At 44.9% G+C, this 14,705-nt stretch carries 16 protein-coding genes; 2 read left to right on the forward strand and 14 right to left on the reverse strand.

Annotation, left to right across the window (positions count from 1 at the left end):
* Positions 1 to 37 precede the first annotated feature (37 nt).
* The gene (locus M1K58_RS26340; protein ID WP_256761877.1) at positions 38 to 820 is read right to left on the reverse strand and encodes an alpha/beta hydrolase; all 783 of its coding nucleotides are present in this window, start codon (positions 818 to 820) and stop codon (positions 38 to 40) included.
* Between the two features lie 299 nt (positions 821 to 1,119).
* Here M1K58_RS26340 and M1K58_RS26345 point away from each other — a divergent pair, with 299 nt between their 5' ends.
* Positions 1,120 to 1,668 carry a DoxX family membrane protein gene (locus M1K58_RS26345; RefSeq protein ID WP_256761878.1) on the forward strand — a complete coding sequence of 183 codons (549 nt, stop codon included), beginning with the start codon at positions 1,120 to 1,122 and terminating at the stop codon, positions 1,666 to 1,668.
* A gap of 92 nt (positions 1,669 to 1,760) precedes the next feature.
* On the opposite strand, the gene M1K58_RS26350 is transcribed toward M1K58_RS26345, so the two are convergent.
* From M1K58_RS26350 to M1K58_RS26375, 6 genes are read right to left on the reverse strand one after another with little or no spacing between them, the layout of a single operon-like run.
* On the reverse strand, positions 1,761 to 2,594 hold the full coding sequence (locus M1K58_RS26350) for an amidohydrolase family protein (RefSeq protein ID WP_256761879.1): 834 nt from the start codon (positions 2,592 to 2,594) through the stop codon (positions 1,761 to 1,763).
* Positions 2,595 to 2,618: 24 nt separating this feature from the next.
* Complete coding sequence (locus M1K58_RS26355) at positions 2,619 to 3,719, reverse strand: Gfo/Idh/MocA family protein (RefSeq protein ID WP_256761880.1); 1,101 nt, start codon at positions 3,717 to 3,719, stop codon at positions 2,619 to 2,621.
* 11 nt (positions 3,720 to 3,730) lie between these two features.
* Positions 3,731 to 4,177: a MaoC/PaaZ C-terminal domain-containing protein gene (locus M1K58_RS26360; RefSeq protein ID WP_256761881.1), complete on the reverse strand. Its 447-nt coding sequence runs from the start codon at positions 4,175 to 4,177 to the stop codon at positions 3,731 to 3,733.
* 29 nt (positions 4,178 to 4,206) lie between these two features.
* On the reverse strand, positions 4,207 to 5,367 hold the full coding sequence (locus M1K58_RS26365) for a CaiB/BaiF CoA transferase family protein (RefSeq protein WP_256761882.1): 1,161 nt from the start codon (positions 5,365 to 5,367) through the stop codon (positions 4,207 to 4,209).
* Positions 5,364 to 6,539, reverse strand: a complete 1,176-nt coding sequence (locus M1K58_RS26370; RefSeq protein WP_256761883.1) for a CaiB/BaiF CoA transferase family protein — start codon at positions 6,537 to 6,539, stop codon at positions 5,364 to 5,366. The genes M1K58_RS26365 and M1K58_RS26370 overlap by 4 nt, the downstream gene beginning before the upstream one ends.
* Positions 6,540 to 6,541: 2 nt before the next feature.
* Positions 6,542 to 7,690, reverse strand: a complete 1,149-nt coding sequence (locus tag M1K58_RS26375) for an ABC transporter substrate-binding protein (RefSeq protein ID WP_256761884.1) — start codon at positions 7,688 to 7,690, stop codon at positions 6,542 to 6,544.
* Positions 7,691 to 7,833: 143 nt separating this feature from the next.
* Here M1K58_RS26375 and M1K58_RS26380 point away from each other — a divergent pair, with 143 nt between their 5' ends.
* Complete coding sequence (locus M1K58_RS26380) at positions 7,834 to 8,544, forward strand: FadR/GntR family transcriptional regulator (RefSeq protein WP_256761885.1); 711 nt, start codon at positions 7,834 to 7,836, stop codon at positions 8,542 to 8,544.
* Between the two features lie 85 nt (positions 8,545 to 8,629).
* On the opposite strand, the gene M1K58_RS26385 is transcribed toward M1K58_RS26380, so the two are convergent.
* The 7 genes from M1K58_RS26385 to M1K58_RS26415 all read right to left on the reverse strand — a co-directional run bounded on the left by M1K58_RS26385 (position 8,630) and on the right by M1K58_RS26415 (position 14,596).
* The gene (locus M1K58_RS26385; protein WP_256761886.1) at positions 8,630 to 9,412 is read right to left on the reverse strand and encodes an alpha/beta hydrolase; all 783 of its coding nucleotides are present in this window, start codon (positions 9,410 to 9,412) and stop codon (positions 8,630 to 8,632) included.
* Between the two features lie 102 nt (positions 9,413 to 9,514).
* Positions 9,515 to 9,739, reverse strand: a complete 225-nt coding sequence (locus M1K58_RS26390) for a hypothetical protein (RefSeq protein WP_256761887.1) — start codon at positions 9,737 to 9,739, stop codon at positions 9,515 to 9,517.
* Positions 9,740 to 9,830: 91 nt separating this feature from the next.
* Positions 9,831 to 10,196 (reverse strand): hypothetical protein, encoded by a 366-nt coding sequence (locus M1K58_RS26395; protein WP_256761888.1) that lies wholly within the window; start codon positions 10,194 to 10,196, stop codon positions 9,831 to 9,833.
* Positions 10,197 to 10,336: 140 nt separating this feature from the next.
* Positions 10,337 to 11,401, reverse strand: a complete 1,065-nt coding sequence (locus M1K58_RS26400) for a dienelactone hydrolase family protein (RefSeq protein ID WP_256761889.1) — start codon at positions 11,399 to 11,401, stop codon at positions 10,337 to 10,339.
* A gap of 22 nt (positions 11,402 to 11,423) precedes the next feature.
* Complete coding sequence (locus tag M1K58_RS26405; protein WP_256761890.1) at positions 11,424 to 12,242, reverse strand: carbohydrate ABC transporter permease; 819 nt, start codon at positions 12,240 to 12,242, stop codon at positions 11,424 to 11,426.
* A gap of 5 nt (positions 12,243 to 12,247) precedes the next feature.
* Entirely contained in the window at positions 12,248 to 13,117 is an 870-nt protein-coding gene (locus tag M1K58_RS26410; protein ID WP_256761891.1) for a carbohydrate ABC transporter permease, read from the reverse strand.
* A 90-nt stretch (positions 13,118 to 13,207) separates the two neighbouring features.
* Positions 13,208 to 14,596 (reverse strand): ABC transporter substrate-binding protein, encoded by a 1,389-nt coding sequence (locus M1K58_RS26415; RefSeq protein ID WP_256761892.1) that lies wholly within the window; start codon positions 14,594 to 14,596, stop codon positions 13,208 to 13,210.
* Between the last annotated feature and the right edge of the window lie 109 nt (positions 14,597 to 14,705).

A 14,705-nucleotide genomic window follows, 5' to 3' on the forward strand; every position in this document is an offset into this window, starting at 1 on the left:
ATATATACCTCTCCGTAAGCGGTCTAAGTTAGCATTTCTACTTTTCTAAAGGCAGCCACTTTAGAAAATGCTGAATGTGCGTGTCCCAATAGCCCCATTCATGATTACCCGGCCCCTCAACATAAGTCAGCGGATACTCTGCCTCTCTACAAGCATCACGGAAGGAGATATTATCTGGATATAGAAAATCTTCAGTACCGCAGCATTGGTAAAATGGAGGCTTCTCCATAGAAGCTTGGGATTGCTCGGCTACAAGCTGAAGTAAATCCTCATCGGTGCCGCTAATATCCTTTTCTCCGTAAATAAGCTGGAAATACGCCTTCATATGAGCCATGGCGGGGAATTTGATACCGTTTGCCATATCAAGTGCGCCGGACAAGCTACCTGCAGCAGCAAATCGATCCGGATGCCTTAGTGCCCATTTGAAGGCCCCGTATCCTCCCATTGACAAGCCTGCTACATAATTATCCTCCCTTGCTTCGGATAAGGGGAAGAAGGATCGTGCGATAGCCGGAAGCTCATCAGTTAGAAAGGTCCAATACTTATTGCCGTACTCCATATCTGTATAGAAGCTTTGATGCACATTCGGCATGACTACTGCGAGTCCAAGCTCTGCTACATATCGTTCGATCGATGTTCTTCTTGACCAGATCGTATCGTCATCAGAGAAGCCGTGTAACAAATATAAAGTCTTATGAAGCTTCTGGCTGCTGCGATTATTCAACCCAATTTGCGTCGAAGTCTGCTGAGGTAAAATAACGGTCATAGAGGTGCTTAGCCCCAGTACCTCCGAGTAAAAGTTACAAGTGATGAAAGCCAATCTCAATTCCCCCTTAGAATGTTTTTGTGGTGCTACTTCTTAAAGCATACTGGTGATTTCTTCAAAAATAAAGCTAAATCGATTCATCTTTTTTCTACATTGTGATTTAATTCACATTTAAAGTTGGAGAATCGATTTATAATCAAGACATGAAATACAAGAAAACAAACGAGGATGGTGAGCCCGATGAAGAAGCAGTTTCGATCTCAAACATCGGCTAAGTATAAGATAAGGCGATAACGACTAATCAGTACTTTCAAATTCAAGGCCCCATAAAATAAAATTTAGGAGTGAGTGTCATGATGAAATTGTGGAGAGAGCATCGCATTGCTGCAGTCTTAGTCACTATTGTTCGTTTCGTAGTTGGATATGCTTGGATCACTGCTGGATGGCATAAAATCACGGGTGCAACACCTTTCAACGCTGGAGGATTCTTAAACGGAGCTATTAATAATCCGATTGTCGATAAAGCAACAGGCGAGGCAGTTTACCCAACATACCTTGCCTTCCTAGAAAACTTCGCATTACCGAACGTTAAAATTATCAACGTAATGATTCCTTGGGGAGAGTTCCTTGTAGGTCTTGGTCTCATCCTTGGTACGTTGACCGTCACAGCCGCATTCTTCGGACTCTTAATGAACTTCATGTTCCTGTTCACTGGAACAGTAAGCACCAACCCTTGGTTATTGCTTCTCGGATTACTCGTCGTCGTCGCTGGAACGAACGCAGGTCGCTTCGGACTTGACCGTTATGTCCTTCCACTCCTTCACAAAGGCACCGATCGTCTCTTCCACCGCAAGCCGAAAGATCCGGCTACAGGTGCAGGCACTGGTATCCTGGCAAAATAACGGATCATAGTCCTTGAAGAACAATCATCATTAAACAGCCTTAGCCCGAACTCCATCGGACTAAGGCTGTTTAATTTCCTGAAATACATGTCTTACAATTTATAAAAAGAGACCGCCGTTCCCCCTAATACCGCATCAATCTCTACCTGAGAGCGACCTTCTAGCATTTTGTTCGCCTCTCCCCAAACCTTGCTATAGCTTCCAGCGAGATTCGCAACAGGCCAATCGCTTCCAAACATTAATCGATCCGCACCAAATACATCAAAGGCATGATCGGTATACGGTATCAAATCTGCAGCTGACCAATGATCCCAATCCGCTGCCGTATTGAGCCCCGATAGCTTGGCATAGACTTGTGGATAGGATGCTGCGGTCTTGAGCTCACTCGCCCATGGCTCCATTAGCCGATTTTTAATCTGCGGCTTGGCCAGATGATCGATCACCATCCTGAGCTTCGGCACTTTCTCGGCAATTAGGGGGATATGCTTTAGATGGTTAGGGAACACAGCAACCACATCAAAGGTCATTCCGAAGGCTGCCAATACCTTTAGCCCTTCGATGACTTTATCTTGAACGACCCAGTCTGGATCCTTTTCTTCATGAATCAAATGTCGAACGCCCTTGAAGAGTGGATTTTTGGTATACTCCTCCAGCTTTTTCGCAGCTTCATCCGGGTTGTCCAAGGGGACCCAGCCTACCACACCGCCAACCCAATCGAATTTCGCCCCTGTTTCTAGCATATAATCCGTATCCGCATAAGAATTCATTGCCTGAACGATAACTGTCTTATCGATTCCTGCTGCTTTGATCTGAGGCTCTAGCTCATCTGCTTCGATAGTACGATAGATCGACCCATAAGATGGAACTAACCAAGGATACTCCACTTTATCGAGATTCCAAAAATGCTGATGAGCATCTATTTTCATGACTTGAACCTCCTTTTATAAGATTTATCGTATTTCTTTAAGCCAAACAGGACGGTTCTCTTCCATCGAGCGAATGGCGGCAAACAACGTTTGTAAAGTTAACAAATTATCTTGCACGCTGTTTTCCGGTTCACGATCCTCTTCCACCGCGCACAATAATTCTCCCATCGTTCCCAGAAAGGCATGCGGAAACCACCGGCCCTCCAGCTGCGGGGTTAACCAACAGGTAGGGTCTATCTGCTTGGATAGAAAGCTTAATGTGTCTTCTTGACCGACTGGGTAATTGTACAAAGCCCCATTCGTACCTTTAATGATGCCCTCGGTTCCTTCAAAACGGAAGGTTGCGTACCAATCTTCCTGTCCGGCGATATGGTTATGATTATCATGAATGAGTCCGCGAAGCGTGTCCCCAGGAAATTTCAAATGGATGAGCGTTCTTGTTTCTCCCTTGCATACTTGACCAGGGAACTTGGCACCATCCGCGTACACATATTCGGGAGTGCCAAGCAAGGAACGAATCGCATCGATATAGTGGATACTATGGTACATCAGCTCTGGATGGTCAATTTCCGTAATCCAGGGCCATAGGGACCAATCTGTATTCACATTCACTTGAATGGATGCTTGTGTAACCTCACCCAACCAGCCCCGCTTCATGATCGTGCGGCTTGCGCGAATACCTGGCGCCCAGCGTAATTGCTGATTGACGGCTCCTTTTATTCCAGCGGCTTCACATGCAGCTACAATTCGCTTAGCATCCGCGTATGATTCGCCTAGGGGCTTTTGGCATAGAACATGCTTGCCTTTTGCTGCTGCTCGCTCAACGATTTCAGGCTGAAATTTGGAGGGAACTGCAATATCGATAATCTGGATTTCAGGATGATCCAGTAACTCGTCTAAGGTGGTAAAAGTATGTTTGATTCCAAATTCTGCGGCGACCTTCTCGGCGTTGGATCTTTCAATATCATATATTCCCACCACATGGAGTCCACCTATTTGATAGGCGGGCAAATGACAGGCATGAACAATAGCACCCGCGCCTACAATGCCGATTCCTATCGTTTTGTTCCGAGGAACCGTAGGTTTATACGCCAAATCCATTAAAGCGCTGATCTCCGTTTCCATCGTCATCCTCCTTATTCGTGTTTTTTCTTCACCAATAACAAATGCGCGCAGGCCATGACAACTTGACCCCTTTGATTCACAACTTCTACTTGTTCTGTAACTAATCCATATGCAGGCTTCTTCGGATATTCTTGTTTATCGGCAATCGTAATTCGAACATGAATCGTATCCCCAATGTGCACGGGCTTTACAAATCGCAGGCGGTCATAGCCATAGGAGAAGGCTTCCGGATTCATGACCCCTGCCGTCATTCCAATACCCACACTGAATATTAATGTACCATGTGCGATGCGTTGGCCAAAGTCTTGTGTTTTGCACCATTCGGCATCCATATGATGAGGGAAAAAATCACCCGTCTGACCTGCATGTAGAACAATATCGGTTTCTGTAATGGTTCTTCCAAGCGTGACTCGGGAAGCCCCTTCCGAATAATCCTCAAAAAATATCGATTGTATCACGGCTACTCTCTCCTGTTCTATCTTAATAGTCACATGCCTGCTATTTCCTGCAATATTGCTTCATTATGTTCGCCGATGCGCGGCGATCCTTTCGGAGATGTCATATAGGCCCTATCAATCCGAATCGGACAACGTGTTGTCATTAAGCTTGCTCCATTGCTGCGAGTGACCTGCTGGGTCATCTGAAGGGTTTGGAAGCCTTCATGTTTCAGAAGCCGATCCCATGATAAAACATCAGCACACCAATAATCGGCAGGCTCGAGCTTGGAAAGCCATAACTCAGTCGTTTCATGAAGCAAGTGCGCTGCTAGTATCCGTTTGATTTCATCCCTCTTGGTGGACCATTCGCTTGAATCGGTATACATGGTCATCTCGGGGCACCCCAACAGGTGTCCGAGTTCAACAACAGAACCCATAGCCAGAGCGAGGTACCCATCTTTCGTACGGTATATCCCATATGGAGCACCCAGGTAGGCATGCGCATTATGCACGGAGCTACGAACAGGTGACTTACCTTCATTGAGATAAGTCGTCAGTACTTCGAACTGGAAATCAAGTGTTGCTTCCAATAAGCTGGCTTGAACCAAAGCGCCATGACTTGTGACCCCGCGTCGCACCAAACACGCGAGTATCCCTTGAGCAAGCTGCGCCCCCGCCATCATATCCGCAACAGCCAATCCGAATGGCATCGGAGGCTGTTCAGCATCTCCGTTAAGATAAGCTAAGCCGGAGAGGGATTGCACAAGCAAATCCTGCCCAGGCTTGTCACGCCAAGGTCCATTATGACCATAACCGGTTATTTCTCCATAAATGATCTGCGGATTGATCAGCTTGACGTGTTCGTAGCTTAACCCTAGCCGTTCCATCACACCTGGACGAAAGTTTCCAATCATGACATCCGCTTTACCAATCAGTTTTTTGATGACATCAAGCTCGGTTGGATTTTTTAAATCGAGAGCAAGACTTTCTTTATTCCGATTAATCGAATGGAATAAGGTGCTATCCCCATCCAACTCCATATTCGATATATATAAAGTGCGGCAAATATCACCGATGCCACTTCGTTCGACCTTGATAACCCTTGCTCCCATGTCGGCTAAGCGTAGACTCGCAGACGGTCCGGAAAGAAACTGACTAAAATCTAGCACAAGCATATCCTGTAGCGGTTTATCCAAATCTGTCATCGTCATACTTGTCTCTCTCCCTTAGCCGTTGGTTCGACCAAGTGAAACTCCTCTTCGAGCTTTGCATTGTTTTCCCCGACCCAGGGTGCCCATTTCGTCGATTCCGGCCGCATGCCGTTTATCTTAATCGGGCAGCGTGTTATCTTAATCGGTTGGCTACCCGGCCGCGAAATTTCTTGCACCATGTCCAATTCCTGAAAGGCCTCATGTGCTAATAAACGTTCCCATGTAAGTACATCGGCGCACCAGTAGTCTGCAGGCTCAAGCACATCTAACCAACCTTGTGTCGGTTGCGTTAAAAGATGCTCCACGAGAATCCTCTTAATCTCATCCCGTTGTAGAAACCACGATTTCGGATCACTGTAAGCAGCTAGCGCTGGACAATTTAATAACTCGCTTAAGCGAATAACTGATCCCATTGCCAATGCAAGGTATCCATCAGCTGTCTCGTAAATCCCGTAAGGCGCACCCAAATAGGCATGAGCATTATTCACGGAGCTACGTACAGGTGGCTGTCCGCCATCATTCAGATGGGTGGTTAACACTTCAAATTGAAAGTCCAGAATCGATTCAAGTAAGCTTACCTCTATAAGTCCCCCAACACCCGTTCGGCCGCGGCGGATCAGACAAGCCAGAATACCTTGAACCAAATGCGCCCCTGTGAACATATCCGCCGCAGCAAGCGCGAATGGAACGGGTGGCTGGTCGGCATTGCCGTTAAGATAAGCCAAGCCTGACAAGGATTGCACCAATAAATCCTGTCCCGGTTTATTTCTCCATGGGCCTGTTTTCCCGTAACCGGTAACACTGCCATAGATGATTTTCGGATTCATTAGCTTTACATCCTCATAACCCAAACCAAGCTTATCCATCGTACCCGGTCGGAAGTTCTCAATGATCACGTCAGCATGAGAGATTAGCTTGATCACCTTAGCGAGATCTTCAGGATCCTTTAAGTTTGCGGCATAGCTTTCCTTGTTTCGATTAATGGTATGGAACAAAAGGCTATCGCCATCGGACATGAGATTATGCAAAGACAATTGGCGGCAGGAATCACCTGAGCCTGGCCTTTCGATTTTGATTACACGCGCTCCAAGATCCGCAAGCCGAAGTGCTGCCGATGGACCAGAGAGAAATTGGCTGAAGTCAAGAACGACAATACCTTCCAATGGCTTCATCACTATTCCTCCTTCAATGACTCACGATAGAGCACATCCATCTTCTCAAGGGCTTCTGCCGGATTGCCACCGTAGCGGATATAGTCGCGAACAATATCGCCAGCATGATCCTGAAAGTGAAAATATCCACTATACCGTGGACGCATATAAGCACGATCCAGTGCGGGGAGCGTATTGCGATAATAATCGCTCGTTTGTCGATTCACTTCCTCGTCAAGCCAAGCTACTCTGTGACCCGGCTGCCCGCCTCCTTCAAAGTAAAGCGTTTTTTGGATCGTCGGGCCCGCAGTGAACATCGCATATTCAAGCGCTGCATCCATAGCTTCGCAATGAACGGAGATCGCTAGTCCCGTGCCACCCAGTGTTGACTTCAACTTGCCGTGCTCGCCTATCGCCACCATGTCCGTAGAATACAACAGATTTTTGGCATAACCTCGCCTGGAGTAGTTGGAATATCCATAAGCAAACGGACAATAATAAATGTCCTCCCGCTCCGCCATGGCTTCGTATACCTGGATGGGGTTCCAATCCAACATTTCCTTTGTGCAATAGCTTGTTAATTCTCTCAACTGCTCTAACACTCTAGTGCCCATTTCCAAGCTGATACATTTATCTGTAGAACTAAAGGGTTCCTCCCCTTGCGTAACGCACAGCATATAAAATTGCATTAGCGTATCGATTGGAATTCCGGCAAAGGCCACCCTTTTCTGCTTGGCAAGAATCAGTAATTCATCCCAGGTTTCAGGCAAATTTAACCCTTCTTGGACGAACAAATCTGGCCGATATGTAGCGATTGGAGTTGCAGCATCGACAGCAAGCGCACTCTGAAATCCGCTGAAATTATAGCTTTGGTGGGATAATCCGACGGAATTAGCGGATTGGTTCTCCATAAATTCTCGGGGTAGCTTCTGTTCGAGTGGAACCAGAATTTGTTTGTCGGCGGCAAAGCCTGCCCACGGATGATCGATGATTAACAAATCATATTTCTCTGCAAGAACTTGTATCGGATAATCCGCGAAGTGCTGGAGCGATCTTTTGTCCCAGGTGATCTCAACGTCAGGATGCAACTCCATAAATCTTTGCGAGGTAGCTACAACAGAAACATAACCTCTTGAATGATTCCAAGTGATGCCGCGAAGCTGTTTTTTCATAACTTCTCTCCCCTTTCGTGGTGCTACCAGAGTACCATGATTTGAAGATATCATATGTGATTGTACATCTCAACAATATTCTGTATAGTAGGCTCATTAAGATGGGTCATGATATTTAAAGTTTGTTATCGGAGGGCTATCGGATGTTTGAAGTCAAAGCTGTCAAAAAAATAACGGTAACCGAGCAGATCATGGAACAAATCGCCGGATTAATCACGTCCGGACAAATAACCCCAGGTGAACAACTACCCAACGAAAGAGACCTCGCTGAAAAATTTCAGGTTACTCGAGGCCGTGTGCGGGAAGCCCTGCGTGCTTTATCTCTGGTAGGACTTATCACCATCAAAGCCGGTGAAGGAAGCTTTGTGAACGAACAAAGGGTTCCTCTCCCTGTCGAAACCATCACCTGGATGTTTCATAGTGAAATTCATAACCTGGATGAAGTGTATGCGGCTCGGCAGCTCATTGAAACCGAAGTCTACTTATCCGCTGCCTCACTTGCGACAATAGAGAACCATGCTTATTTACAGAACATACTCGATTCCCTCAGACAAGCTATGAACAGTATAGATCCGGCAAGCTTTCTAGATGGATTGGATAATTTTGATTTGTATATGGGCGACATATCCGGAAATCGAATCTATGCCAAGCTCATGCAAACGGTCGTTTATTTGCGACGCGAAACAAGCCTCCGGCTCTTACATGTTCCGGGGGCTATCGAGAGCAGTCTGGATATGCGTACTTTGCTGTTAAAATCCATTCAAGCTAAAGATATGAAATTGGTGAAAGAGAGCATAAAAGCCCACTTTCGTAATTCAAAACGTTTTTACGATACTATTATTAGCAAATCGTAAAGCACAAGCACGCCGAAAAACCTTGATAGCCCGCTGTTTCGGGTCATCAAGGTTTTCTATTTTATAAGGAAAGATAGATAGTTTACTATTTTTCTAAAGGCAGCCACTTCAAAAAATGCTGAATATGCGTATCCCAATAGCCCCATTCATGATGGCCCGGCCCTTCAACGTAAGTCAGCGGATAATCCACTTCTCTACATATGTCACGGAAATTGACATTAGCATCGTATAGAAAATCCTCTGTACCGCAACATTGATAGAGCGGAAGCTTCTCCGAAGATGACTTGGATTGCTCGGCAACAATATGTAGTAAATCCTCATCCGTGCCTCTTATTTCCTTTTCCCCGTAAATAAGTTGTAAATAAGGCTTCAAATAAGCCAAAGCCGGGGAATTAGTATCTTTTGCCATATCAAGTGCGCCAGATAAGCTACCTGCTGCCGCAAATCGATCCGGATGCCTTAGCGCCCATTTGAAAGCGCCATAGCCCCCCATAGACAAACCTGCAACATAATTATCCTCCCTCGCCTCGGATAAGGGGAAGAAGGATCGAGCGATGGTCGGCAGCTCCTCTGTTAGAAATGTCCAATACTTATTGCCGTACTCCATATCCGTATAGAAGCTTTGATGCACATTCGGCATTACTACGGCGAGTCCAAGCTCTGCTACATATCGTTCAATCGACGTCCTCCGTGACCAAATCGTATCGTCATCGGAGAACCCATGCAATAAATATAAAGTCTTATGTAGCTTCTGGCTGCTGCGATTATTCAACCCAATCTGCGTCGATGTCTGCTGAGGTAAAATAACGGTCATAGAGGTGCTTAGGCCAAGCACTTCCGAAAAATAGTTACATGTTATGAAAGCCAATCTGATCTTCCCCCTCGGATATGTTTATTAAAAATAAAGTCTCCAGTTCGCCCTGGCTATGCGTCTAAGACTCTTTCTCGAAAACAGACGAAAGCTCGATGACTAGGCAAGGCACGGAGGAAGAAACAAGCTTGTCCTCCTCCGTCCAGGTCGCGACCATCCGGTATTCTCCTTCGACGAGCAAGAACTTGATCCACGAGTCGATAGACCGGGTGAGGACAGGAAATCGTATCGGACACCTCCGATGATTTCATATCTTTCTTCTATGAAATAAGTGCCGTGCGTCCCCTTAACCTTAGTCGCTTTGTCAGCTTTATTGGCGCTCATCCTTCCTGCCTCCTCCTCGAAAACAAACACCCCGCAAAGCAACACGAATCGTGTCCCGCTTTGCGGGGTGCTTCCCCGATCTTTCCTATAATTATGGATGATCCAGGATAGGCCTGTCAATCTGTGTAAATGAGGAAAGTGCGCTTAATTCACCGACGCATTCGCCAATTCCGATAACCCCAGGATGCAGCGGAGGCAACGTGATCCATATGTGCAACACGCCTTCGCTCCAACGTCCGTCCGCACCGGCGAGTCTCGGTTCCTCGTCGGAGCCCAGCCTATGGCTGGTTTTCCCTGTCCCGCCGATAATACGGCGACATTCTCCCGATCCAGCTTCATCTAATTGCCCCCCCGTTCTCCATTCCTTAAGTTTACAATGGATCACGCATACGGTCTTTGCACCGTTTGTTCTAGTTATCCGATCGCTAGCATGATTTTCTCCTGCGTAGAATCCCATTTCCTCCGAATCTTATTGCACGGTATTGACATTCGGTCATCCGTATTACTCAGCTAACCTTAGTGCCCCATATGATCCTCGATTCACAAGAAAAAAGCTGCCTTACTTGTAATTTCCTACAAGTAGAGCAGCTTTATAACTCACAGACTATGAATGTATTCGCAGAATTTATCAATACCTTGATCGTTCGAATTCAGTTCATGACCACCCTCATAAGCTTCGCTAGATACGCGGTTCTTTATATTTAATTGTTCATATCGCTTCTCCACCTTATCCATTTCTTTAATCGCATGCTCATAGCTAAACAACTCATCGTTTCTCCCAACCTCGATATGTAAATATCGCGGGCATATCAATCCGCATACTTCCGCATCCAAAAAGGTGTTTCCCGAATTGAACCAAGTGAAGTCAGGCCAATCGTATATAAATCGATTATTAATAAAACAGGATGAGTACGCCGCCTTGATCCGAGTATCTACTGCAGCCGTATACAGCGTATAAAACCCACCATAAGATAATCCGATCATCCCAACTTTGCTAGCATCGATGTCATCCCGTGATAGTAAATAGTTCAAGCTATTCTGAATCTTATAGATCTCTACCGCCGCAATCGAGCTCCCGAGCTGTTTCAATTGTTTATCCATTTGAACTCGGTCATATTTGGGACCGTATTCCTCCTCTTTCCAGAGAAGTAGTTGAGGTGCAAATACGGCGATTCCCCGCTTCAGAATTGTTCGGGTCATATCATGATAATTCGTCGGACCATATAATCCAGAGCACAATTCCGGCGTTCCTGCTCCACCATGCTGTGAAATCACAAGTGGAAAGGGGCCCTCTGTATGAGGCAAGAATAACAAACCGTAAGTTGTCAGCTCATATTCCCCTTCTACCCGAACCCTGTATATCTTACTGAGACTATCTTCGGCAACAAATGACAGTTCTGCACGGGGGGGTAATGAAGAGATCATGGGATCTTTCAGTGGCCATCCTAGCATCTCCTTGAACTGTAGCCGATACGATTCTATATCCTGTTCATAGGAATATATTGACGCTGTGCTAGGTTTAAAGAAAACACCACGTTGCTCATCGCTGCTTGAACGCATACGCTCAATGAGTCGAGCAAATTCTACCTTCTGTTTCTCTCTATATTCGTTGCCGATGTCTGGATTTTCCGTATATAGATATTCCTTAGAACTATCAATCATTAGCTTTCAGTCCTCTCTTCTATTAACTTTTAACAGCCCCCGCGGTTAAGCCTTCAACTATGTACCGCTGCAAAAATAGATATAAGATAACAACTGGCAATGAAACGATGATTATATCAGCAAAAACCAGATTCCAGTCCGATGAATGCTGCCCGAAGAAAAAGTACACGGTCAGACTTAAAGTGAATCTACTTGCTGTGTTCAAGAAATAGAATGGTGTCGTGAAGTCATTCCATACCGACATAAAGGCAATAATGAGAACACTGGCGCTAACTGGCTTCAATAAGGGGAAAATAATTCTCCAGAACAAACCATAGGGTCTTACCCCATCAATAATCGCCGCTTCATCCAATTCTCTTGGAATGCTATGAAAAAAACCGATATAGACATAGGTTAGAAAAGCGTAATTCCCAGCAATATAGAGTAAAATAACGCCTAAATAAGTACGGACCAAATTCAAATCAAACATCAGCATATACGTGGTAATGATCGAAGAGGGCAATATTAAACCCGCGATAATAATGGTCTGTATTAGCTTACTTACCCTGTTTTCTCTCCTCTGAATGAAATAAGCAGACAGAGAACAGAAAATGATAATAAAGAAGACACTAACTACAGTTAGAATTGTTGTATTCCATAAGGCTTGTGGAATCTTTGCGCTTACAAACACGTCAGTATAGTTATTCCATATACTCCACTTCGTTGGTAAGGATAAGCCTAAATCCGAAGCCTCCGCTCCAGTCTTAAACGAATTTACAATAACCAAATAAATCGGAATGGCAATAACACAGCTGATCAATAGAGAAACAACTTCCAATAGTATTTTTCTCCAACCTTGCATTACACTCACCCTCTATTATCTTTATTCAGATATTTATTCGTGATCGATACAAGGACGAGAATGAATACAAACAACAATAGACTAGCTGCAGTCGCTTCCCCGTTCCTTCCTTGCGAGAAGCTCTTGTATACCATCGTATTAATAACATTAGAGGCATTTCCCGGCCCCCCACCTGTGAGTGCATATACGATATCAAACACCTTTAATCCACCAATTAAGGAGATAATGATGTTGGTATTAACAACGGGAAGAATCAACGGGAATATAATATGTCTCTTCTGCTCCCAGCTTGTTGCTCCATCAATTTTGGCTGCCTCGGTAAGCTCCTTAGGAATCGTCTGGAGAGCAGCTAGAAACAAGATGACGGTTAATCCGGTCCACTTCCATGTTTCCACAAAAGAAATGGAGTACATGATGATATGTCTATTCGTAAGCCAATGTTGCATCAGAAAGTCAAGATGAACACTCTGCAATAGCACATTGAGAAATCCACGACTTGGGTGGAAAATGGCCGTAAATGCCAATGCTACAGCAATTGGACTTAATATAACGGGGAAAAAAAGCGCAGAACGCAAGAAATTCGTGCTTCTAAGCTTAATATTTACAAAGTTAGCTAACAAAAATCCAAGACCGACTTTACTGATTGTCGTTACAACTGTAAATATAAAAGTGTTCTTAAAGGCTATTGAACTACCCGAATCTTCAAATATAGAAATAAAATTATCAAATCCAACAAGACGTGTGTACTTAAAAGTGGCGTCTAGGTTTGTGAACGCGTAGAAAAAATTTGAAACCGCAGGCCAGACGAAGAAGACTAGGAAAATGCAGAATCCTGGCGCTAGCATAGAATACCTGTAGTATTGACGTTTCAGCATACATTTCCCCTCCAAAAAATAGAGAGAGTTTCTTTACTTCAGAAACTCTCTCCCTTAATTGCTTATCCAATCGAATATTTCTAGTAAGCTTTACTTGAAGTTCGGATCATCCTTGGCCTTAGCGTTCTTCACTAATTCTTTCTGTTCTGCCTCTTGGACCTGCTCTGGGGTCTTTGCACCTGCGACTACATCCTGAAGGTATGCTGGATAATCCCCAGCTACATATTGAGGAATGCCACTTGAAGGACTAACGCCAACTGGACCGGCTTTCCCTTCATCCGCAAGCTTCTGAGCATCAAGCTCGGCAGACGTCAGTTGTGTATTCGTAATCCCTTTGATCGTCGGAATACCACCTTCAGATCCGAAATAAATATTTTGTGTCTCAATTGACTCAAAGTAGTTCACGAATTTTTGCGCCGCTTCTTGTTTGCTTCCCTTAACAACATACATCGCACTAGGCGGGAAAATCCCGGCCATATTCTTACCTGTATCATTAAAGGGAATAAGGAATGATCCGATATCATTGACTTGATCTGGGAATTTTGTGGAAATGTCGGTCATGACCCAAGTAGCCATCGGATACATGGCTGCATCTCCATTTGCCAGAGCTTTCTGTGCATTATCATACGTATCAGATAAAAAGTCTTTGTTTACATAACCTTTATCAACAACATCCTTAAGGAACGTAATGCCCTGTCTCTTGGCAGTAAAATCGGACATTGTTCCTTTATTCGTATATGCATTATCCGTTATTTCCTGCAGGTTATCCTGTGCTGCACCGGATTGAAGTGATGGAATTTGCAAGGTCCAAGCATCTTTGGCCGACAAATACACCGGAACCTTACCCGCTTTACTGACCGCCTCAGATAAAGCCCAAAATTCTTCCATTGTGGTTGGGATTTGCAAATTCAAGCTTTCAAAAACCTTTTTGTTATATATCATAACTGCCATACTTGATCCCCCGTAAGGAGCAGCATAGAAAGTCCCCGACGAAGCAAATGCATCTATCCATACATCCTTGTTGAAGTTAGCCATCCAGGGTTGATCGTCCTGCGGAACGAACTGTTCCTCTGGTTTTCCTAAGCCATCGCTCTCTTTAACAGCTGGATAGAAGAACAATAGGTCCGGTTTGTCATTCGTAGCAAATCGGGTTTTGATTAGATTATCTCCATCAGTACCCTCTGGAAGCTTCTCGATCTCTAAAGTGATTCCCGTTTTCTCTACGGCATCCTTCAGAACAGCTTCCATTCCACCTTTTAACCAGCTCGAATGCATAAGTGCTTTTAGAGTAATCTTCTCGATTGGTGCTGATTCTGACGCTGAAGCTGATGCCGTTTCTGTTGCAGGAGCAGCGCTGCTCTCAGATGGACTAGCCGACGGATTACTGTTATTGTTCGAATTTCCACAAGCCGCGAGCACCAACATTGAAAGAGCGGTAACAACCATTAGCAACCTTCTCTTTTTGAACAAGCCCCTCATTTTCATTCCTCCAAGTTATCATGTAAATGCTTACAAGACCCATGTTATGGTTTTTGATCCTTATCGTAAATGGTGATTTTGAAAGTACCAGGGGGAAGATTTCACACCG

Source organism: Cohnella sp. WQ 127256, from assembly GCF_024519285.1.
In the GTDB taxonomy this organism is placed as follows: Bacteria; Bacillota; Bacilli; order Paenibacillales; family Paenibacillaceae; genus Cohnella.